The sequence below is a fragment of the Bifidobacterium sp. genome (assembly GCF_051876855.1).
GTDB lineage: Bacteria > Actinomycetota > Actinomycetes > Actinomycetales > Bifidobacteriaceae > Bifidobacterium.
The window spans coordinates 1-22,151 of record NZ_JBJEIH010000019.1 but is presented as its reverse complement, the minus strand read 5'-3'; the positions used below and the strand labels follow the sequence as shown (position 1 = coordinate 22,151).

Below are 22,151 nucleotides of genomic sequence, written 5' to 3'. Positions count from 1 at the left end.
GCGGCAGGACGTTGATGGGGCGAAGGCCCGTCGTCGGTTGTATGCCGGCGGCGGGCCTTTCCTGTTGTTGTCTGGGTTTGTGGGTGGTTGTTGGGGTGGGCGTTGGGGATTGTCTGGTGTGTCTGGGCGTCAGGTGTGTTCTGCACGTTGTGTATGTCGTGGCATGCGTGATTGGGTGGTTTAACGTACCGATGCGGCCGACGATACGGTATTCGGCACATGGCGTATGTCTCGGGATGCGTGATGAGATGGAACAGGTCGTTGAACGGCGGAATGCTGCCGTATGTGTGGTGTTGCGTATGTTTCGGCATGCGTGATTGGGTGGTTTGACGTGCTGAGGCGGCGGGCGTTGCCGCATTTGGCACAAGGCGTATGCCGTGGCATGCGTGATAAGGCGGAACAGGTCACTGGGTGGCGGAATGCTGCCGTATGTGTTGCGTTGTGTATGTCGTGGCATGCGTGACCGGGCGGTTTGACGTACCAATGCGGCGTGCGTTGCCGCATTTGGCGTATGGCGTATGTCGTGACACGCGTGATTCAGACGAACGGGTCGCTGAACAGCGGAATGTTGCCACATATGTTGCGTTGTGTATGCCGCCGCATACGCAACTGATCGAACGGACAGGCTGTAGCAACAACAAACGGCAGTATCCGCCCGCCCACGCATGCCATGACATACGTGAGAAGACGAATACCGCCGTTACTGCTGTCAGCAATCGTCGCTGCTGTCGGCAACCGTCATTGCAGCCGCGGCTGCCGACAGACGACAGACAGCCACCCGCACTCAACGCTCGCCGACGCTGTCTTACTTCGCTTCGATATAGCCGAGCGCGTGCAGCATTTCAGCGCATTCAAGCGCGCCGCCGGCCGCACCGCGCAGTGTGTTGTGCGCGAGTCCGACGAACTTCCAGTCGAAAATCGAATCCGGGCGCAAGCGGCCGATGGAGATGCCCATGCCGCCCTCGTAATCGACGTCCAGCTTCACCTGCGGACGGTCGTCTTCGGTGAGGTACTGAATGAACTGCTTCGGCGCGTGCGGCAGACCGAGTTTGGCGGCTTCGCTCGTGTAGTTCACGAGACGGTCGACGAGCTCCTCCTTGGACGGGTCCTTGCCGAAGTTGATGAACACGGTGGACGTGTGACCGTTGAGCACAGGCACGCGGATGCACTGCGAGGTGATGCGCAGCGGGCCTTCGAACGGCACAATCTGGCCGGTCGCGTCATCGACGTGGCCGAAGACCTTGAGCGGCTCCTTCTCGGATTTCGCTTCTTCGCCCGCGATGTATGGGATGATGTTGCCGACCATTTCCGGCCAGTCCTTGAAGGTTTTGCCGGCGCCGGAAATCGCCTGATATGTGCTGACGATGACCTCGTGCGGCTCGAATTCCTTCCACGCGGCGAGGGCCGGCGTATACGCTTGGATTGAGCAGTTCGGCTTGACGGCGATGAAGCCCCGCGTGGTGCCCAGACGCTTGCGCTGGTACTTGATCACGTCGAAATGCTGCGGGTTGATTTCCGGAACGACCATCGGCACGTCCGGCGTCCAGCGGTGCGCGCTGTTGTTGGACACAACCGGGGTCTCGGTCTTCGCGTACTGTTCCTCGATTGCGCGAATCTCGTCCTTCGGCATGTTGACTGCGGAGAACAGGAAATCCACATCCGCGGAGACGTCTTCGACGTCCGCCACATCCTTGACGACCATGGACTTGACGAACTGAGGCATCGGGGTTTCCATCTTCCAACGCCCGCCGACAGCCTCTTCGTAGGTCTTGCCGGCGCTGTGTGCCGATGCAGCGAGCGTGACCAGCTCGAACCACGGGTGGTTTTCGAGCAGGGTGACGAAGCGTTGCCCGACCATGCCGGTTGCGCCGAGAATGCCGACCTTGATTTTCTGTGACATTATGGCCTTTCGATTGCAAGGGTAACTGCGCAGTACAATGCCCGAACCTTCGGTCGTGTACGTGTGCGAGCCATGCTAGCAGAACGCATACTCAGCAAGCGCTCGGTTTTCATATCGTGGTCGGTGGGTTTCGGCCTAGCAGTAAGGCTTTGCACGGTTCGTACCATCGCGTCGTTGCGGTGGCGCGAACCGGTTGCCTCAGACATCCGTTTACAAGCGTCCGTTCATGCGTGTCTGTCCACGCAGGATATGCCCGCGTGGACGCATCGCGCAGATTCGTTCACACGGGCATATTGCGTAGTTCACGCGTAGATATTGCGCGGGCGCATGTCGTCCGGCAGCCCGTTGAGCAGTGTGGTCACCGACCCGGACTCGAACACGGAACGGATGCCGGCGGCCAGCAGTGGCGCGACCGACAGGACGGTCATATTGGGCAGTCGCTTGCTCTGCGGCACGGGGACGGTGTCCATAAGCACGATTTCGCGCGCCCCGCAGTCCTTGAGCCGGTCGATGGCAGGGCCGGACAGCAGGCCATGCGTGGCAACCAGCGTGACGCTTTTCGCGCCGGCGTCGCGCAGCGTGCGCACAGCTTCGCAAATCGTGCCCGCGGTGTCGATCATGTCGTCGACGACGATGCAATCGCGTCCTTCGACCTCGCCGATGATGCCGTGCGCGACCGCATGGTTCGGGCGCGTGGTGTCGCGGGTCTTGTGGATGAACGCGAGCGGCAGGCCGCCGAGTTTCGCGGCCCACTGTTCGGAAACCTTGATGCGCCCGGCGTCGGGGGAGACGACGGTCGCGTTCTCCATCGGCATGGAGCTGCGCACGTAGTCAAGCAGCACCGGCATGGCGGTGAGGTGATCGACCGGACCGTTGAAGAAGCCCTGCTCTTGGGAAGCGTGCAGGTCCACGGTCATGATGCGGTCGGCGCCCGCCGTGCGGAACAGATCGAACATCAGACGCGCGGTGATGGGCTCGCGGCCCTGGTGCTTCTTGTCCTGGCGCGAATAGCCCATGAACGGCGCGACCACGGTGATGGAGCGCGCGGAGGCGCGTTTGAGCGCGTCGACCATGATGAGCTGCTCCATCAGCCACTTGTTGATCGGGTCGGTATGCGATTGGATGACGAACACATCGGCGCCGCGAACCGGTTCGGTGAACCGCACGTACATCTCGCCGTTCGCGAAATCATATGCGGTGGTCTCCAGCAGATGCGTGCCCAGGTATTCGGCGGTTTCCTGAGCGAGCTGCGGGTAGGCGCGTCCCGTGACCACTGCTAATCGCTTGTCCGGTTTGCCTTCGAGAATTGCCGACATCTTGCGCCTTCCCGACCCTTTGGTCGATTGATGGGATTGGAACATCACCTAATATAACAAGGCAGGGGCATAAGACGGCACGGGCGGAGGCGGGATGTGCGTCAAATCTGGCGGAGCGCGACAAATCAGGCGTGCCGCGTGACGCATGTCGAAAGTCAGGCATCGGGAGTATGCTGGCATGGTTGTCCGCAGCACCTGCGGGCAGTCGCATACACACTCCTGCCGTGGAAGGTCCGCGGCCTTTAGTCCGAAGGAGGTGGGTGATGTCTGCGCATAAGTACGAACTGATGTTCATTGCCGATCCTGAGCTGGATGAGCGCGGTCTGAAGAAGCTGACCGAGCAGTATCTGGAGATCGTCACCAAGGAGGGCGGTTCTGTCGACGGCACCGATTACTGGGGTCGCCGCAAGCTCGCCTATGAGATCCAGGGCAACACCGAGGGCAACTACGTTGTCGTCAACTACACCGCTGAGCCGGCCACGAGCGACGAGCTCGACCGTCTGCTTAACCTCAGCGAGTCCGTTATCCGCACGAAGATTCTTCGCAAGGACAAGTAAGTCGTTCAGCACTGCTGAAGCAAGGCTCAACGAGCCATCCGATTCACAAGTCCGGTCACATCCGATTTGCAACAGATGAGTCTGCAACAGGTAAGAAGGTAGCGTCATGGCAGGCGAGACAACAATCACCATCATCGGTAATCTCACCGGCGACCCTGAGCTGCGCACCATTGGCAGCGGGGCGACGGTCGCAAGTTTCACCATTGCATCCACACCGCGCTCCTACAACCGCAACAGCGGTCAGTGGGAAGACGGACAGGCGCTGTTCATGCGTTGCTCTGCATGGCGTGATTTGGCGAACCATGTCGCCCAGTCTCTGACCAAGGGCATGCGCGTCATTGCGCAAGGCCGTCTACAGCAGCGTTCTTATCAGGCGCAGGACGGGTCAAACCGTACTGTCGTCGAAATGCAGGTCGATGAGATCGGTCCTTCCCTGCGGTACGCCACCGCGCAGGTGACCCGTCAGAGCTCCGGCTCCGGGTTCGCCGGCGGCAATCGTGGCGGATTCGCAGGAAACTCGGGGAACGCCGGTAATGGCGGGTTCGCCGGCAACGGTGGCTACCAGGGTGGCGCAGGCTACTCGGGCGGCTACACCGGCGGCGCTTCCGTCGCCCCGGCTGTCCAGCAGGCACCCGCCGCTCCGGCAGCGGATCCGTGGGGCACGTCGAGCTCCAGCCAGTCGGGATCGAGCTTCGGGTCGTTCGGATCCAGCGACGATTTCGGCGGAGATTCGGAAGAACCCGAGTTCTGACGCCGGACTTTGCTTCCAGCAGTAAATCAAGTTTGCACTAAGGAGAACATCAGATGTCACGCAAGAGGCCGCAACCGCCGGTCAAGCCGTTCAAGAAGAAGCCGAATCCACTCAAGGCCGCCAAGATCACCGAGATCGATTACAAGGACGTCGCGCTGCTGCGCAAGTTCGTGTCCGATCGCGGCAAGATTCGTTCCCGCCGTATCACCGGCGTGACCGTCCAGGAACAGCGCGAGATCGCGAAGGCCGTGAAGAACGCCCGCGAGATGGCTCTGCTGCCGTACGCCACCACCGGTCGCTGAACAGGAGGATATCGACATGGCTGAAACCAAGATCATTCTCACCCAGACCGTGGCCAACCTGGGCCACGCCGGTGACGTTGTCGAGGTGCGTCCGGGTTACGCCCGCAACTACCTCTTCCCGCAGGGTCTCGCGTTCAAGTGGACCAAGGGTGCCGCTGCTCAGATCGAAGCGATGAAGCGTGCACGTCAGGCCAAGGCCCTCGCCACCCGCGAGGATGCCGTCGCCGCCAAGGCCGCCATCGAGGGCACGGTCGTCGAGATCGCCGCCAAGGTGTCCGAGTCCGGCAAGCTCTTCGGCGCTGTGTCCGCTGACGCGATCGCCTCCGCCCTTGCCGACAAGGCTCCGATCAGCCCGAAGTCCATCAAGGTCGAGACCATCAAGACCACTGGCGAATTCCCCGCCACCGTGGCCCTGCACCCGGAGATCTCCGCTTCCTTCACCGTCAAGGTCGTCGCGGAGTAACCGATTCCAGACTCCGGCCATGCCGCCGATTTCGGCTTATGACATGGTCATAACAGTCTGAGCTTAAGCATGCGAAAGCCCCCGAATCCGGGGGCTTTTGTGTTGTTGCGTGGCGAAGGTCGCTGGGCTGGGTTGGCGGAAGGCCGGGGTGCCTGGGTTGTGGGCGGTTGGGTCGGTGTCCTGATTCTGTTTTCGGGGTGTGATCTTGGATTTAGGCCCGTGATGGTGGTTGTTGTGGTGTGGGCTGTGGGTGTGTGTGGCTTGGGTTTTGGCGGTATTCCGCGGGTTTGAGTATATGGCTTGTTTGGGTGTGGGGTTGTGGGCGGTCGGTGCGGTGGTCCGAATCGGTTTTCGGGGTGTGATGTCGGATTTGGTGCGGACCGGCGGGGTGGGGTGCGAGTGAGTGGTGCGTGAGATTGTTGGTGTTCTGCGGTTTTCGGTGTGCTGCCGGTCGTGGTGATGGGGTGGGGTCGGCCGTGACCGGGCCTGATTCTGTTTTCGGGGTGTGATCTTGGATTTAGGCCCGTGATGGTGGTTGTTGTGGTGTGGGCTGTGGGTGTGTGTGGCTTGGGTTTTGGCGGTATTCCGCGGGTTTGAGTATATGGCTTGTTTGGGTGTGGGGTTGTGGGCGGTCGGTGCGGTGGTCCGAATCGGTTTTCGGGGTGTGATGTCGGATTTGGTGCGGACCGGCGGGGTGGGGTGCGAGTGAGTGGTGCGTGAGATTGTTGGTGTTCTGCGGTTTTCGGTGTGCTGCCGGTCGTGGTGATGGGGTGGGGTCGGCCGTGACCGGGCCTGATTCTGTTTTCGGGGTGTGATCTTGGATTTAGGCCTGCGGACCTTCGTCAATCATCAATCTGGCATCCTTGCAGCAATCATCAGAGTATGGGACAATCGTAAGGTCTGCACGAACCCGTCACGACATCGTGGATTTACTTGACACGGCGCATCTATTTGACACAGCGCAGTGTGCTGCGTCGCATGGAACGGACATGGTGTATCGAACGTGAGGTGTGCGTGGCCGCATGAAGGGGATACATCGAGGCGGTGGCGATCCCGAAAGGAACATGGGAAAGGAACATGGCATGATGACCGACCATGAAGACTATGACGACCTGCCGACGCACAGTTGCGTATCAGCCGGTCACGTGCAATCGAAGTTCCAGCCCCGGTCCCAGTCTCAACCCCAACCGGCGCAATCGCCCATACTTTACTCTCGGTCCCATCCCACGTCCCGAACGCTCGTCCGGCGCGTGGTCGCGGCACTCGTCATCGTAATGCTCGCCGGCAGCGCTGTTCTGTTGGGGTGCTTGTCCGCGTACGCCTGGTATCGCCGTGCTTTGGCGGATTGCGTGGAGTGGGGGACCACGTATCGGCTCATTGACGCGCATGTCGAGGCGCTGGCCGATCAGGCGGATGAGCTCGCCGCACGGGATGCCGCCGAATCGCGCACTGCCAACAGCGAGACACGTGAGACACAACGTCTGCGAACGGTTGTCGCAGAAGCCTCGAAACAACGGCGTCAAGCCGACGCGGCCGTGCACGCGATCACTGATATTCGGGTGTCTTGTGCAGCCAAGCAGTCGCCGGTCGCCTTGCATGAGCATGTCGAAGCGTTCCGCGATGCGTCGAACCGGCTGCGGCCTGAGATCGGGCGGATTCTCGGAGCGCTCGAGCCAGTCGCGGCGCGCGTGCTCGAACATGATCTGCAAGCCAAGGCGGCGGCCGTCAATCGTATACGCGCGGTCATGCCGGGTATGCGTGCGTTGTACCGGGATACCCCTGGCCTGCGCGATGCCGGTACCGGGCGCGAATTGCGTGACGCGTTGACCCAGGCGGCATCTGCGGCGGATAATCCCGATTCCACGTATCGTACCCTCGCCGATGCCGAGCATACATTGTTCGCGAAGGCGGACGAGTTCACCCGTGCGAGGAATACGCAGCGTGGCATCGACTGCGGCCGTATGGCATGTGTCGCGCTGACATTCGACGATGGCCCACGAGCCGATATCACCCGTCGCGTTGTGCAATCGCTGCGCGACAAGGGCGACCGGGCGACGTTTTTCGCGGTAGGCGGGGCGATCGATGATGCCACAATCCCGGTTCTGCGCGATGACACGCGCTACGGCATGCCGGTGGGAAGCCACACCATGTCGCATATGGATCTGCCGACGATTATGCAGGCGGGAACCGAACGCCAGGAATTCGATGAAGCTTCGGCACGAATCAGCGAAGCGACGGGTCGACCGGTCAATCTGCTTCGCCCGCCGCACGGTGCCGCGGACGAGGAGAGCCGCCGGTATCTGGCCGATCATCTTGGCGTGGGCATCGCTTTGTATGATGTCGATTCCTACGATTGGGCGGCGGGTGCGTCCGCCCGGTCCGTTCAGTGGAAGGTCACCGCGCAGACGAGGCCGGGCTCGATCATCCTCATGCATGATATCCATGAACACACCGCAACGGCTCTGCCGCATATCCTTGACGCACTGCACGCCAAAGGTTTCCGGACGGTCACCATCGACGAACTGACCGGGCAGTACCCGCGACCGGGATATGTCTATTATTCGCGCGACAACATCGTTCCCTGGTGACGCTCGCAATCAGCGCTTTTCCGGTTTCAGCGCATGCGAGCCGCCTGTCGCTGCGGCTTGTGACGGCGTTTGCTGATCCGGACATCCGTCATGGATTCGTGTTGTCCCTGACCATGGCGTATACTTGCATACGCCTCCGCATGGCGTTACGTCACCCAACTCCCCCAGGGCAGGAATGCAGCAAGGGTAAGTGGCCTCTGACGGGTGTGCGGAGGTTTTTCTATTTCCTCGTCGGCAGAACCCGAGCGGCACACGCCGCAGATCGCCACCCTCCTCTGCAAACTGGTGACGCGGGGGCCGTCAGCGTAGCTAGTTTGAGTATCGTCACAAACTGTTGACGTGGGGATGGTCGTCAGCGTAGCTAGTTTGTGGAGGGGTTGGCTGATGGTCCCGGTGCCCTTCTAGCCGCCTGTCCGGCGATGGCAACACCCAACAGTGTGTATGCTTCGTAACCTTCTGCTTCGTAACCTTCTACCGACGTTGACTGGCCTCTGAGCGTCGGCAGAAGCTGGGTGCCCGACACTGTGTCCGCTTTTCAACCTTCTACCGACACTGACGGGGTTCTCAACGTCGGCAGAAGCAGGAGGGTGGGGACGGCGGTGGTCGTCGATGACGCTTTCCACATGATTCGGCGGTCGGGTTACATGATGTCTGCTGTGGCCTTTCACCGGTCCCGATTGGCTTGATGTGCCGCGGTTGTGAACAATCACTGGGAATTGCGCAAGCCTGCAGAAGCGCTGAAGGTATAGTCAGAGACTATGGACGAGAATGCACAAGACCCGCGATCTGAGGAACAGGACATGACGCAACCGGCTCATGCTCCCGAACAGAATGCCGCCGCACAAGGCGGGACTGAGCTGCCCGCTGCATCCGCGCAATCCACGGTTCCGCCGGCTTCGACCGTGTCTCCAGCCGTACCTGTGCCCGCACCTCCGACCGCCTCCGTGCCTTCGGAATCTGCTGCCTCAGCGTCTGAGCCATCGCCGTCGACGCCTGCAACGTCGTCGGTACCGCCGGCTCCCCGCGTTCCTCCGATGCCTCCGATGCCAGCAGTGCATACCGCGCCTTCAGACCAGTCCGCACAGTTGCATCCAACTTCCGGGATCGCTTCATCGCAACCCGCGCACGATGCCGCCTCCGGTCGCGCAGATGCCACCCCCACGGATACCACGGATACCGCGGATACCGCAGGACAGTCCACGGAACGCTCGCCGTCCCGGTCGGGGTCGTCAGAACCCCCGTCCAGCCCGACTGGCCCATCGCAGACCGCCCCACAGCAATCACAGCAGCAACCACAACAACCCCAGCAGCTGCAGCAGCACCCCAAGCCGTCCATGCTTTTCCCGCAGACTGATGACACTCAGGGCCAGACAACACCCAGGCCGCCAGCAAAGCCAATGTTCGCGCCGATTCCGGACGATGCCGACGCCGGCGACCTCGCCGATGCACGGATGCGCAATCTTTGGCCGTCCGACCCGCTTGAAGCATCTACGTCGTCCAAACGTGGCCGCAATGCCGGTGCGCTAGCCGGTGCCGGCAATAGCCCCGATTCCGGATTGTCAGCAGGATCGCCGGCGGCCTCAGCAAACGCAGCAGCCTCGTCGGATAGCAATCTCACGGTCGAAGGCATGGATTCAGGCCTTGCCAGACTTGACCCGCTCGCCGTCCACCCGCGTCTGTCCAGCAGGATTCTGTGCATCGTGTTCGGCCTGTTGCTGCTCGCCGCGGCCGCTGGCGTGTGGTGGCTTGGCGTGCGCACGGCAAACGGGCAGAATTTCGATGACGAAGTGTGGCTTCGACTCAACACCTCGCTGCCGTCGTGGCTGCGATCGCTGGTGCATCTGCTCGCGGTGTCGAGCACGGTGATTGCCATCAGCGTCGTCTTCGCACTCGCCGGAATCGTTGTCGCGGCGGTCCGCAAGCGGTGGTGGTTGCTTGGCCAGCTGGTCGTATTCGCCGGCCTGTGCTACGGGTCTTCGCTGTTGAAAGGCGTCCTGCCACGCCCGTACCTGCAGAATATCAATTCTTCAGCCAGCAATACCGCGCCGTCGGGGCATACGTTGCTCGCCGCGGCGGCTGTCGTGGTTCTGGTGTGCGCGGTGCCTCGCGCTTGGCGTGCCGCGTGTGCCGCAGTCGGTTCGGTTTATACGATGCTCGTCGCGTTGTCCCTGGTCGCCGGAAAGTGGCATCGCCCTACGGATGTGGTGATGAGCCTGCTGATTGTTGGCGGATGGGCGTTGCTGGTGCTCGCCTGCACACGCACATCCGGCATGGATGAAATCGGCACTCGTTCGGCTTCGGCGAGTATCCAGATCGTCGGCAGTGTGATGATTACCGGCGGCATTATGGTCTGCTTGTACGGGGCGTATCTCGTGTGGCAGATTGAACCGGGGCTTTCGCTGGGCGCGAGCTGGACACAATCCGGTGCCTGCGCGGCGACGACCATGCTGGTGTGTGGCGTGTCGATGCTGGTATTCGGGCTCGTGCTGGCGATGCGCCAACTCACCGCTTCACCGTTGACAAAACTCGGTCTGGTCGGCGCCCCGCCGGCCCCGCCGTCAAAGTAGCACGGCACACCAGATACGACGTTGACCATACGCCGTGAGTATTATGGCGTTCCGTAAGCAGTACGTAAGGAGGGGCAATGACAGCCGGCACAAAGCTCGTTATCGTGGAGTCTCCGACGAAAGCGAAGAAAATCGCGGGATACCTTGGGGATGGATATACCGTGCTCGCATCGGTCGGTCATATCCGCGACCTTGCCCAGCCAAGCCAGGTGCCCGCATCGAAGAAGGACAAATTCGGCAAGTTCGGCGTTGATGTGAACGACGGATTCGAGCCGTATTACATCGTCGGCCCTGACAAGAAGAAAACCGTGTCGCAGCTCAAGGACGCGTTGAAAAACGCCGACGAGCTCTATCTGGCAACTGATGAGGATCGCGAAGGCGAAGCGATTGCATGGCATCTCGTGCAGACCCTCAAGCCGAAGGTTCCCATCAAGCGCATGGTGTTCCATGAAATCACGCCTGAGGCGATCAAGGCATCGTTGACCAAGACGCGAGATGTTGACGACCATATGGTGGACGCGCAGGAGACTCGGCGTGTACTCGATCGCCTCTACGGCTATGAACTTTCGCCGGTGTTGTGGCGCAAGGTCGGCCCGGGATTGTCGGCCGGCCGTGTGCAGTCGGTGGCCACGCGCCTGATCGTCGAGCGGGAACGCGAGCGTATGGCCTTCGTCAAGGCCCCCTACTGGGATGTCGTGGCGACGCTGTCGGCGCCGGGTGCGGAAGGCGAACCGGTGCGCTTCGACGCGCGTATGGTGCAGCTCGGCGGCAAACGACTCGCCACGTCCAAGGATTTCGGTGCGGACGGCAAGCTCACGCCGGCGGGCTTTGCGGACAATGTCTGCCAGCTGGACGCCGAAGGTGCCGCTGAGGTCGCGCAGACGTTGCGCGAAGCGCCGTTCACCGTGGAATCGATGGAATCCCGCCCGTATCGCAGGCGTCCGCTGCCGCCGTTCACGACATCTACCTTGCAGCAGACTGCCGGCAACCGGCTCGGCATGAGCTCCCGCCAGACGATGCGGGCCGCGCAGGGGCTGTACGAGAACGGTTTCATCACGTATATGCGTACCGATTCCGTCACTTTGTCGCAAGAGGCGATTGCCGCGGCGCGCAATGCCGTCGAATTCCACTTCGGCAAGAAATTCCTCTCCGACGCCCCGAAACAGTACGCGACCAAGACCGCTGGGGCGCAGGAGGCGCACGAATGCATCCGTCCGGCAGGTTCCAGATTCCGCGATCCGGACGATGTGGCGCGCAAAGTGCCTGCGGACCAGGCGAAACTCTACCGGCTGATCTGGCAGCGCACCTTGGCGTCGCAGATGGCCGACGCCACCGGTTCGACGGCGACCGTTCGCCTGAACGCGACCGCCGGATCCCGCGGCGAGGCGGTGTTCCAAGCGTCCGGCACGGTTATCGAATTCCCCGGATTCATGCGGGCGACCGGTGAAGGCAAGCGCCCCGCGCAATCGGCGTCCACCTCTGCGAGCGAAGCCTCGGCAAGCGGGGCGCAGCTCGCGACACGCGGCAAGTCGGGTAAAGAGAGCGAAAACGTCTCCTTGCCTCCGATGCACCCGGGTGACGTGCTCGCCGCCGACGATGTCCAGGCGGATGGCCATGAGACGCAGCCGCCGGCACGATACACGGAGGCTTCGCTGGTCAAGACTTTGGAAGCCAAGGAGATTGGCCGCCCGTCCACCTACGCGAGCATCATCTCCACGATTATCGACCGCGGTTACGTGTATGAACGCGGCCGGGCGCTGATTCCCTCATGGCTTGCGTTCGCTGTGGTCAAGCTGCTGGAGACGAATTTCCCCAAGTACGTGGATTACCAGTTCACGGCGGATATGGAAAACGGCCTCGACCGCATCGCCCGTGGCAAGGAGACCGGCAAGGAGTGGCTGACCCGCTTCTATTTCGGGTCCGGCGACGGTGCGGCAGCGAACGCCGATGAAGCGCATGAAGGCTTGCAACAGCAGGTCGCGCAGCTGGGCGAGATTGACGCCCGTGCGATCAACACCATTGAAATCGGCGACGGCCTGCATGTGCGCGTCGGACGTTACGGCCCGTATCTCGAGGATATGAATCATCTGGATGCCGAAGGCAATCCCAAGCGGGCATCCCTGCCGCCGACGCTCGCCCCTGACGAACTGACCGTCGAGAAAGGCCATGAGCTGATCGAAAGCAACGCCGGCGGTCCGCGCGAACTGGGCACCGACCCCGCGACAGGCGGAATCGTCGAAGTGCGCAACGGCCGATTCGGCCCGTATGTCTCCCTGACCATCCCGCAGGCGCAGGATGCGCAGGGCAAGGCGGCAGGGGCCAAAAGCAGCAAGAAGAGCAGTGCTCCGAAACCGAAGATGGCGTCGTTGTTCAAGTCGATGAAGCCTGAGACTGTGACCTTGGAGCAGGCGTTGCAGCTGTTGAGTCTGCCGCGTGTCGTTGGCACGGTCGAGGAGACGGACGCGAAGACCGGCGAGATCAAGCAGGCGACCATTTCTGCAAGCAACGGTCGCTACGGCCCGTATCTGACCAAGACCACGGCCGATGGCGGTTCCGAGACGCGGTCGCTGGGCAGTGAGGACGAGATCTTCACTGTGGATTTGGCGAAGGCTCAGGAACTGTTCGCCCAGCCGAAGTATGGGCGTGGCCGCGGCCGTGGTGCCGCCAAACCGCCGCTGCGTACCCTCGGCAACGACCCGGAGACCGGCAAGCCCGTGACCATCAAGGACGGCTTCTACGGGGCGTATATCACTGACGGTGAGACGAATCGCACGCTGCCCAAGCAGTACACGCCCGAATCAATCGATCCGCAGGAAGCGTTCCGACTGCTCGCCGAGAAGCGTGCTGCGGGCCCGTCCAAGCGGCGCACCCGGCGCGGCGCTTCGAAGTCCGGCTCCAAAACGACGGCCAAGAAGACCACGACCAGAAAGTCCGCGGCGAAGACCGCAACCAAGAAAACCACAACCAAGAAAACGACCACGAAGAAAACCGCAGGCGCCAGCTCGTCGGCATCCGGAACGAAGCGCAGTACGAAGAGCGCAGCCGCCACAAAGGAGCAGTAATGACCACACACGCCCCAGCAGGCCTGTTCATATCCTTCGAAGGCGTTGACGGGGCGGGCAAAACCACGCAGGTCGAACGTCTGCGCGACTATTTCGCGGGATTGGGCAGAAACGTCGTGGTGACGCGCGAACCCGGTGGAACCGATTTGGGCGTGCAATTGCGCACTATGTTGCTGCACGGGGGCGATATCGCCCCCAGGACGGAAGCGCTCCTGTTTGCCGCCGACCGCGCCCAGCATGTGGCAGAGGTCATCGTCCCGGCGTTGGAACGCGGCGATATCGTCATCACCGACCGGTATCTCGACTCTTCGCTCGCGTATCAGGCGGGGGGACGGGAACTGACCGTCGATGATGTACGGGGCTTGAGCATGTGGGCGACCGGCGGATTGCTGCCGCGGCGCACGTACCTGCTCGATGTTGATCCGCAGGTTTCGCATAGGCGGCTCACCCACGGCGAGGATCGGATGGAATCTGCCGGCTATGATTTCCAGCGGCGCACCCGTCAGGAATTCCTGAATCTCGCCCGTGCGGATTCTGCGCGATTCCTGGTGGTGGATGCCTCACAAGGAATCGAGGCCGTCTGGAATACTATTCGTAACGATGCCGAACAGCTGCTCGGGGGAGCGGCGGCATCCACGGAAACATCGGGAATTCCGGGAGTATCAGGCGACGCGCGGCAGACGGGGGAACACAGCTCATGAGTGTATGGGATTCGATTGTCGGGCAGCAGCCCGTGGTCAGTCAGCTGAGTGCGATTGCGGCCGGCGATCCCGCGGCCATCGCCCAATCATGGCTGATTTGCGGGCCTCCCGGATCAGGGCGCTCGAATGTCGCCAAGGCCTTCGCTGCGGCTTTGGAAAGCCCGGACCATGGGCTCGGCGACGAACCGACGCGTGCCGCGCATCTGGTGCTGGCCGGAACGCATCCGGATGTCACGGTCCTGTCAACCGACAAAGTGACCATCGGCATTGACGAAGTCCGCGAGCTAATCGGCATGTCGGAGCAGATGCCGAGCATTTCGCCGTGGCGTATCATCATCATTGAAGACGTCGACCGGATGCTCGAACGCACGACCAACGTGCTGCTCAAGGAAATCGAGGAACCTGCAGAACATACGATTTGGCTGTTGTGCGCCCCGAGCGCGCAAGACGTGTTGCCGACGATTCGCTCGCGTACACGTATTGTGAATCTGGCGGTGCCCTCGAACGCTGCGGTGGCACGCTTCCTGGAACAACATGACGGCGTCGATTCAGCTTTGGCGTCCCGCGCGGCGCGGCTCGCCGAAGGGCATATCGGCATCGCTCGGCTGTATGCCGGCGACGACCAGGTGCTTGCTGACCGCGATGAGCTGGTGGTCGGGGTGCTGGGCATGCATCGGGCGTCTGATGCGGTGTTGCTCGCCGGTCGTCTGACCGACAGCGCCAAGGCACAAGCGCAGGGCGATGTTGACCGTCAGGCGCAGCAGGACGAACGCGAGTTCCGGCGGGTCAACGGGCTGGGGGAGAAGGACCGGATTCCGCCCAAGCTGCGTTCCGCCTACCATGCGATCAGCAAGAAAGATGATTTGAAACGCCGTGCCACCAGACGTACGCGCGATGTGCTCGACCGTGCGTTGACCACCGTGGCGAGTGTGTACCGCGATGTCGCCGTCATCCAGAACAACGCTGATGATGCCGTCGGACTGATTAATCTCGAGAATCGCACAGCCATCACTGAGCTTTCGGTCAGATTGACGCGCCGGGATGCCGTGCGGAGGCTGGAGGACATTGCGACGGCTCGCCGCAGACTTGCGGGCAACGGCAATCCGCTGCTGGTGTTCGAGGCGTTGTTCTGCGCTTTGCTCGTTTGAGCCGACTCGGCGTGTTGTCCCGTGTTGTCCCGTTTAGGGTTTCCGCTTCCGAACGCGAAAGTACGCTAGGGCCGTGTCAACCCGGGCCGTGTCAGCCCGGGTTGACACGACCCAAACAGCGTCAATCCAAACACTGTCAATCCAAACAACGTCAATCGTCGTTGGATTCGCGGGTGGATTGTCTGGCGATGACGCGGCGGGGGAACATCACATGACGCCCGAGCCGTGCCCCCGCCTCGGTGTCGGACGCGTTCGCCTGGGCGTTGGCGATGAGCCGCAAGCTCTCCGCCGCCATCTGCTGCAAAGGCGCACGCATCGAAGTCAATGCGGGCGTGCTGGACGCCGCGGCCTCGTTGTCCTGCAAACTGACGACTTGAACCTGCCCGGGCACGTTGATGGGCAACTGCTCAAGCGCGATGAGCACGCCGATCGCCGTGTCCGATGATGAGCAAATCACCGCTTCGGGGGTCTGGTCCGTCCCACGGCCGGCGAATATTCGCATGGTGTCGGAGAACCCGCGTTGCACGGTTCCGTCGGCGATGGTGATCCACTCGCTGTCGGCGCGCACGTGCAGCAAATTGAGCGAGGATTGGAACGCGAGCAGGGTTTCCGCGCCGTCGCTTGAACCGACTTCATCGCTCAGGTACGCGACGGACGCCGCCCCGCGTTCGACGACATGGGTGACCGCCAATTCGACGGAAGCGCCATTGTCGATGCTGACCCAATCGTGCCGCAGCAGATTCGTCGACCCTAGCAGCTGGATGATTGGCGTGTCCGCCGCGATGCCCCGGGTGAGGGATACGCCGGCGTGCGGGCACGGCAGAACGATGATGCCGTCGGTGGGGTGCCCGCAGAACGCTTTGATGCGTCGATGTTGCGCCGCCGGGGTGCTGTCAATGCCAAGCAGCAGCTGCATGTGCGCGGCGCTGGCCGCCTCGCTCACGGCGGTGACCACGCTTGCGGCCATCAGCGTCGAGGTCGCCGGCATGGACAGGGCGATGGTGTTGCTCACATCGCTGCGTAACGCGCTGGCGGCGCTGTTGACCGAATAGTTGAGTTCGTGGGCGGCTTTGCGCACTCGCCGCGCAATGTCGTCGTCTTTGGTTCTTCTGCCTGACAGGACGCGTGAGACGGTGGCAATCGAGACGTCGGCCAGGGCGGCGACGTTCGTGATCGAGGCGCCGTTCGGTTTGCCGTGTGATGATGCCATGTGTGCTCCCAGTCAGTGGTTCCGGGAAAGCGTTTGTTTTCGTAAACATGCCTTCCGCCGTGTGGATTATAGCGGTTCGAGGCGTCGGCCGTGCAACCGTGTTCGCCGGCTGTGTCCCGCCCGTGCTCCGGCGGAGGCAGTATCGGCAGTATCAGCGGTATACCCGGTGTGCCCGCGCTCCGCGCCGCGCTGATAGCAGTAAGCCGCCCCGGTTGTCAACGGGACGGCTTACTTGGTTCGTGGGTGTGGGGCGGGGCATGGTCCGATTCGCCGGATTCGCCGGACTTCAGCCCTTGCTCAGCCCTAGCTTTTCTTGGTCAGTCTTTGATCAGGGTTGCGACGAGGTTGTCGGCGACGGCTTCCGCGTTGTCTCCGTCCACGGTGATTTCGATGGTGTCGCCCTGCTTGATGCCCAGTCCCATCACGGACAGGATGCTGCCGGCGTTGACGGCGTTGCCGCCCTGCTTGGCGATGGTGACTGCGCAGCCGGAAGCGGTGGCTGCCTGTGCGAATTCAGCTGCCGGACGGGCGTGGATGCCGACTGGATCGTTGACTGTTGCGGTACGGGTTGCGGTTGCCATATGAGACACTCCTTTGCGTCATGCGGTATGTCACGCGGATGCTCGTCGCACCCGCTCCACGCCACAACCTTGGCTGTAGCGTTCCAGCAATAATCGTATCATGTTTTTCTGAAAAAGAGAAAACGTTTACCGGCGTTGCGTCGCGGATTTCTGGTATATAGTTATGCATTGCAGAAAAGAGACGCCTGCGATGGTGTGAGCGTCTCCCATACGATTTCCGCCGGCGGAAACCGGCGATACAGAAGGAGTCCCCATGGTCATCACTGGTGTTGGAATTGGTCGCGGCGTCGCTGTCGGTCCTGTTATCCGTATGGCAGCCCCGCTTCCCGAACCCGCGGATACCCCGAGGAATGAGGGCGTGAGCGCCGAAGACGAAATCAATCGCGCGATGAAGGCGCTCAATACCGTCAACGCCGATCTCAACCGCCGTGCCGAAGAAGCCGCGAACGGCGATGAGGCCACCAAGAAAGCCGCGCCGATTCTGCAAGCGATTGCCATGTTCGCCTCCGACCCGTCGCTGGCCGAATCAATCAAGAATCTCATCAACGGTGGCAAGACCGCCGAACGCGCGGTATTGGAAGGTTTCGGCCAGGTCGAGGAGATGTTCAAGGCCATTGGCGGTTACCAGGCGGAACGCGCGGCCGACCTGCATGATGTCGGCCAGCGTGTGATTGCGGATCTCATGGGGCTGCCGGCTCCGGGTGTGCCCCAGAGCGACACGCCGTTCGTACTTGTGGCCGAGGACCTGTCCCCGGCGGACACCGCCGCGCTTGACCTGGGCAAGACCCTCGCCATCGTCACCAGTCAGGGCGGTCCGACCAGCCACACCGCCATTCTGGCGCGCGCCCGCGGCATCGTGGCCGTGGTGTCCGCCCAAGGCGCCGATGACATCAAGGATGGGCAGACCGTCGTGGTCAACGCCGCGAAGAACACCGTAATCATCGACCCGAGCGACGAGGAGATTGCCGAAGCGCACAAGGCGAAGGCGAACGCCGCCAAGGCCAAGGAGCTGCGCGGCAAGCCCGGGCAGACCAAGGACGGCCATCTTATCCCGCTGCTCGCCAATGTTGGCAAGCCGGAGGACGCCGACCCGGCACTCGAGTACGGTGCCGAAGGCGTCGGCCTGTTCCGCACTGAATTCCTGTTCCTTGGCAACGAGGAGCCGCCGAGCGTCGAAGAGCAAACCGAGGCGTACGCCAAGCTGCTCAGCCGCTTCCCGGGCAAGAAGGTCGTTATCCGCATGCTGGACGCCGGCGCGGACAAACCGCTGCCGTTCCTGACCCCTGAGGACGAACCGAATCCTGCGCTCGGTCTGCGTGGCTTGCGCACGCTTCGTGTGCACAAGAAGGTGCTTGACGATCAGCTCGAAGCGATTGCGCGCGCCGACGCCCAGACCAACGCCGATTTGTGGGTGATGGTCCCGATGGTCGCCGACCAGTGGGAGGCCGACTACTTCGTCAAGCTTGGCAAGTCCAAGGGCTTGAAGAAGGTCGGTGTCATGGCCGAAGTCCCGTCGATCGCGCTGATGGCCGACAAAGTCGCCAAGGTCGCCGATTTCGTGTCTATCGGCACGAACGACCTGACCCAGTACACGCTGGCTGCCGACCGTACGCTCGGTTCCGTGGCCCACTACCAGACCGCGTGGCATCCGGCGGTGCTGCGTGCCATCAAGTTGATCGCCGACGCGGGCAACGCCAACGGCATGCCGGTCGGCGTGTGCGGCGAGGCGGCGGCTGACCCGGATCTGGCGGTCGTTCTCGCCGGCATCGGCGTCAACTCGCTGTCCATGACCCCGGTCGCCTTGGACGATGTGCGCGCGCAGCTCGCCTCCGTCACCTTCGAGGAAGCCAAAGAAAAGGCCGCCGCGGCGCTCGACGGCGATTTCTACAAGCCGGCGGAGTGACGCTTCAGCCCGATGCGCCGGGCGTGATGGCATCGAGCGTGGCGCATCGGGCTTGGCATACCCGGCAATAGGGCATGCCGTCGACGGGTCGGTTTCGGGTCGGTTCCAGGTCGGTTTTGGTCGGTTTCTGAACGGGGCCGGCCCGACGCCGTATTCGGTATGTTGCGGTTGCGCGCACGTCATCACGATGCGCGATACTGATGATATGAGAATTTCCGCTGACTTTACCGTTGTGCCCGATGAGTTCGCCAAGCGTGCACCCGCCGAGAACCGCGTGGACGGCACGCCTGTCGTCTCGTTCCCCTTCTATATCGACGACCTCGCCCCGGACGCGATGTTCCTGCATTGGGAATTGTCCGATCCGGACTCCATTCCGGTGTGCGGTTTCGAGTGGATCCACTGGGCGGTCGCCAATGTGCCGGTTGACGCGCTCATGTTTGATTTCAACGATTCGCATGCCTTGCAGATTCCGGCCGATTTCTCCCGCTCCCTGCCTTCGATGATTCCCGAGGCAGTGCAGGGGCGTACGTCGGCGGCCAGCAAGTTCGTCGGCGCGACGAACCCCGCGGTGACCATGCGTTACAACGGCCCGCAGCCGCCGGACAAGGACCATGATTACCTGCTGCAGGTGTGGGCCTCTCGCGAGGAGCTGCCCGGGTTGAATCAGGGATTCTGGTTCAACGAGATGCTGCACGACCTGCGCAAGGCGGACAGCCTGGTCGATCAGGGGGCCACCTTCTTCACCGGCCGCGCCTGAGCGGCCTGTCTTGCGTCCCAGCGGACGTGTCGCTTTCGACGCCATCGACTGTCGTATGGCCCGCGTGACACAATGCGCTTGACAGATGCAATCGATGCAACCGGTTCAATCTGGTTCAATCCGGTTCAATCGCGTGATTCCCCGCGTCGGATGCCACGAATCCATGCGTGACTTGGCCGTCGGATATGCGCGAAGGCTTGGAAATTCGGCAAAACTGAAAGGAACACCATGGCCTGCACCACGATTTTGGTAGGTAAGGACGCGAGCTATGACGGCTCGACCATCATCGCCCGCAATGAGGATTCCGCCAACGGCGAATTCAATCCGAAGCGTTTCATCGTCGTTCGCCCGAGCGAACAGCCGCGGCATTACCGCAGCGTGCTCAGCCACGTCGAAGTCGATCTGCCGGACAATCCGTTGCAATACACTGCCGTGCCGAACGCCGACACCAAAGAAGGCATCTGGGGCGAAGCGGGCGTCAATGAGGCGAACGTGGCGATGAGCGCCACCGAAACGCTGACCACGAACGAACGCGTGCTCGGCGCCGACCCGTTTGTCGAACTCACCCCGGCCAAAGGCAAGCCCGGCGAGGACGGCTACGAGCCCGAAACCCCCGGCGGCATCGGCGAGGAAGATTTCCTGACCCTCGTGCTGCCGTACATCAAAACCGCCCGCGAAGGCGTCAAGCGTCTCGGCTCGCTGCTTGAGCAGTTTGGCACGTACGAGATGAACGGCGTCGCCTTCTCCGATTCGCATGAGATCTGGTGGCTGGAAACGGTTGGCGGGCATCACTGGATCGCCAAGCGCGTGCCCGATGAGGCGTATGTGACCATGCCGAACCAGCTGGGCATCGACGAATTCGATCTGGACGACGCCTTGGAAGATCAGGAGAGCCATATGTGCTCCGCCGATCTTGCCGAGTTCATCGAGCACAACCATCTCGACCTTGCCGTCGAATCGACGTCGCCGTTCAACCCGCGTGATGCGTTCGGCTCCCATTCGGATTCTGACCACGTGTACAACACACCGCGTGCATGGTACATGCAGCGTTTCCTCAACCCGTATGACGAGGTGTGGGACGGCAAGGATGCGGACCATACGCCGGAAAGCAACGACATCCCGTGGGCCCGCCAGCCGGAGCGCAAGATCACCATCGAGGACGTGAAATACGTGCTCAGCTCGCATTATCAGGGCACGCCGTTCGACCCGTACGGGCATCTGGGCGACGAACACACCCGGCACATGTACCGCACAATCGGCATCAACCGTCAGAGTCAGCTGTCGGTCATGCAAATCCGTCCGTACCGTCCGCAGTCCAACCGCGCGATTCAGTGGATTGCCTACGGTTCCAACCCGTTCAACACGCTGGTCCCGTTCTTCCCGAACGTGGACACAACCCCGAAGTACTTCGAGGACACAACTACCCGCGTGACTTCCGAGAACTTCTACTGGGAGAATCGCATCATCGCGGCGCTGTGCGATGCCGCGTTCTCCGACACCGCGAACGCAGTGGAACGCTATCAGGAGAAGACCGGCGGTATGGCCCACCGTCTGATCGCCGCGACCGACGAGCAGGTGTCCCGTCTCGGCGGCGAGAACGAGGCGAAGGCCAAGCAGCTGGAGGACGAGTTCGAGGCGGACAATCTCGATGGCGATGTGGAGCCGCTTGAGCCCGACCAGATTATCGAGGTCGTGCGTGATCAGGAGGTGCGCGACGTGCTCGCCGCCGCGAACCAGACCATGGCCGACCAGATCAAGGAAGAGACCGACAAGCTGCTCGACACCGTGCTGTACATCACCAGCATGAAGATGAAGAACGGGTTCAACCGCTCGGACAACTGAGGTCGGCCGGGTCGGCTGGCTTCGGTTGGACAGGCTGGCTTCGGTTGGGCGCCGGTTGGGTCGGCTGGCTGGCGTCTGTTGACTTTGTCGGTTGCTCGGCCGCATCGGCTGGCTTCGGTTGGACTTCGGTCGAGCGCCGGCTGGGTCGGTGGTCGACCGCTGCGCCAGTTGACGCCGGTTAGCGTCGGTCGGGGTTGCGACATGCGCGATCCCAAGCCGATCGCCGGCAGTCCCGCGTATCGCCCACATCATTCCCCGTGTCGCAGGTGCCAACGCGCCAGCCGCGACACGGGGAAATGTGTATCCGGCGTGTCTTTCCGGCGTGTCTTCCCGGCGGTCTGCGTGTCTTGCAAAGTCCTGCTGTTTTCCGGCGGTTTGTCGCCGCATCGAGGTGTCAGCTGTTCGGACAATCAAGCATCGCTGACAGGGCCATCGATTATAGTAAAACCGTGCGCAACGCGGGCTTGCGCATGGTTTCTTGCTTGTGGCTGTAGCAGTGCGTC

16 protein-coding genes and 1 other RNA gene are annotated in these 22,151 nt (G+C 62.1%); 13 read left to right on the top strand and 4 right to left on the bottom strand.

Annotated features, from left to right (window positions below; genetic code table 11):
• Positions 1-805 precede the first annotated feature (805 nt).
• Both asd and ACI38B_RS01215 read right to left on the bottom strand, forming a co-directional pair.
• Entirely contained in the window at positions 806-1,900 is a 1,095-nt protein-coding gene (asd, locus tag ACI38B_RS01220; RefSeq protein WP_044092593.1) for an aspartate-semialdehyde dehydrogenase, read from the bottom strand.
• A 302-nt stretch (positions 1,901-2,202) separates the two neighbouring features.
• Positions 2,203-3,216, bottom strand: coding sequence for a ribose-phosphate diphosphokinase (locus tag ACI38B_RS01215; protein WP_033494052.1), 1,014 nt, complete (start codon positions 3,214-3,216; stop codon positions 2,203-2,205).
• A gap of 263 nt (positions 3,217-3,479) precedes the next feature.
• Between ACI38B_RS01215 and rpsF the strand changes: the two genes are divergently transcribed.
• The 10 genes from rpsF to ACI38B_RS01165 all read left to right on the top strand — a co-directional run bounded on the left by rpsF (position 3,480) and on the right by ACI38B_RS01165 (position 15,355).
• Positions 3,480-3,773: a 30S ribosomal protein S6 gene (gene rpsF / locus ACI38B_RS01210; protein ID WP_015449761.1), complete on the top strand. Its 294-nt coding sequence runs from the start codon at positions 3,480-3,482 to the stop codon at positions 3,771-3,773.
• A gap of 106 nt (positions 3,774-3,879) precedes the next feature.
• Entirely contained in the window at positions 3,880-4,524 is a 645-nt protein-coding gene (locus ACI38B_RS01205; protein ID WP_439729199.1) for a single-stranded DNA-binding protein, read from the top strand.
• A 53-nt stretch (positions 4,525-4,577) separates the two neighbouring features.
• On the top strand, positions 4,578-4,826 hold the full coding sequence (rpsR, locus tag ACI38B_RS01200) for a 30S ribosomal protein S18 (RefSeq protein ID WP_015449763.1): 249 nt from the start codon (positions 4,578-4,580) through the stop codon (positions 4,824-4,826).
• A 16-nt stretch (positions 4,827-4,842) separates the two neighbouring features.
• A complete protein-coding gene (gene rplI, locus ACI38B_RS01195) occupies positions 4,843-5,289 on the top strand; it encodes a 50S ribosomal protein L9 (protein ID WP_026650709.1) in 447 nt (148 codons plus the stop codon).
• Between the two features lie 1,064 nt (positions 5,290-6,353).
• Positions 6,354-7,877, top strand: coding sequence for a polysaccharide deacetylase family protein (locus ACI38B_RS01190; RefSeq protein ID WP_439729198.1), 1,524 nt, complete (start codon positions 6,354-6,356; stop codon positions 7,875-7,877).
• A 127-nt stretch (positions 7,878-8,004) separates the two neighbouring features.
• An RNA gene (gene ffs / locus ACI38B_RS01185) (signal recognition particle sRNA small type) lies at positions 8,005-8,101 on the top strand.
• A 1,173-nt stretch (positions 8,102-9,274) separates the two neighbouring features.
• On the top strand, positions 9,275-10,444 hold the full coding sequence (locus ACI38B_RS01180) for a phosphatase PAP2 family protein (protein WP_439729197.1): 1,170 nt from the start codon (positions 9,275-9,277) through the stop codon (positions 10,442-10,444).
• 77 nt (positions 10,445-10,521) lie between these two features.
• Positions 10,522-13,506 (top strand): type I DNA topoisomerase, encoded by a 2,985-nt coding sequence (topA, locus tag ACI38B_RS01175; protein WP_439729196.1) that lies wholly within the window; start codon positions 10,522-10,524, stop codon positions 13,504-13,506.
• The gene (tmk, locus tag ACI38B_RS01170) at positions 13,506-14,207 is read left to right on the top strand and encodes a dTMP kinase (RefSeq protein ID WP_439729195.1); all 702 of its coding nucleotides are present in this window, start codon (positions 13,506-13,508) and stop codon (positions 14,205-14,207) included. The genes topA and tmk overlap by 1 nt, the downstream gene beginning before the upstream one ends.
• A complete protein-coding gene (locus ACI38B_RS01165; RefSeq protein WP_439729194.1) occupies positions 14,204-15,355 on the top strand; it encodes a DNA polymerase III subunit delta' in 1,152 nt (383 codons plus the stop codon). The genes tmk and ACI38B_RS01165 overlap by 4 nt, the downstream gene beginning before the upstream one ends.
• Before the next feature lie 151 nt (positions 15,356-15,506).
• Here ACI38B_RS01165 and ACI38B_RS01160 read toward each other — a convergent pair whose 3' ends face one another.
• Both ACI38B_RS01160 and ACI38B_RS01155 read right to left on the bottom strand, forming a co-directional pair.
• Positions 15,507-16,565: a LacI family DNA-binding transcriptional regulator gene (locus ACI38B_RS01160; RefSeq protein WP_439729193.1), complete on the bottom strand. Its 1,059-nt coding sequence runs from the start codon at positions 16,563-16,565 to the stop codon at positions 15,507-15,509.
• A 317-nt stretch (positions 16,566-16,882) separates the two neighbouring features.
• Positions 16,883-17,146 (bottom strand): HPr family phosphocarrier protein, encoded by a 264-nt coding sequence (locus ACI38B_RS01155; protein ID WP_033506677.1) that lies wholly within the window; start codon positions 17,144-17,146, stop codon positions 16,883-16,885.
• Positions 17,147-17,399: 253 nt separating this feature from the next.
• Here ACI38B_RS01155 and ptsP point away from each other — a divergent pair, with 253 nt between their 5' ends.
• From ptsP to ACI38B_RS01140, 3 genes are all read left to right on the top strand, one after another.
• On the top strand, positions 17,400-19,049 hold the full coding sequence (gene ptsP, locus ACI38B_RS01150) for a phosphoenolpyruvate--protein phosphotransferase (RefSeq protein ID WP_439729192.1): 1,650 nt from the start codon (positions 17,400-17,402) through the stop codon (positions 19,047-19,049).
• A gap of 205 nt (positions 19,050-19,254) precedes the next feature.
• Complete coding sequence (locus ACI38B_RS01145) at positions 19,255-19,806, top strand: YbhB/YbcL family Raf kinase inhibitor-like protein (protein WP_439729191.1); 552 nt, start codon at positions 19,255-19,257, stop codon at positions 19,804-19,806.
• A gap of 228 nt (positions 19,807-20,034) precedes the next feature.
• Complete coding sequence (locus tag ACI38B_RS01140; RefSeq protein WP_044092579.1) at positions 20,035-21,648, top strand: C69 family dipeptidase; 1,614 nt, start codon at positions 20,035-20,037, stop codon at positions 21,646-21,648.
• The last annotated feature ends 503 nt before the right edge of the window (positions 21,649-22,151 follow it).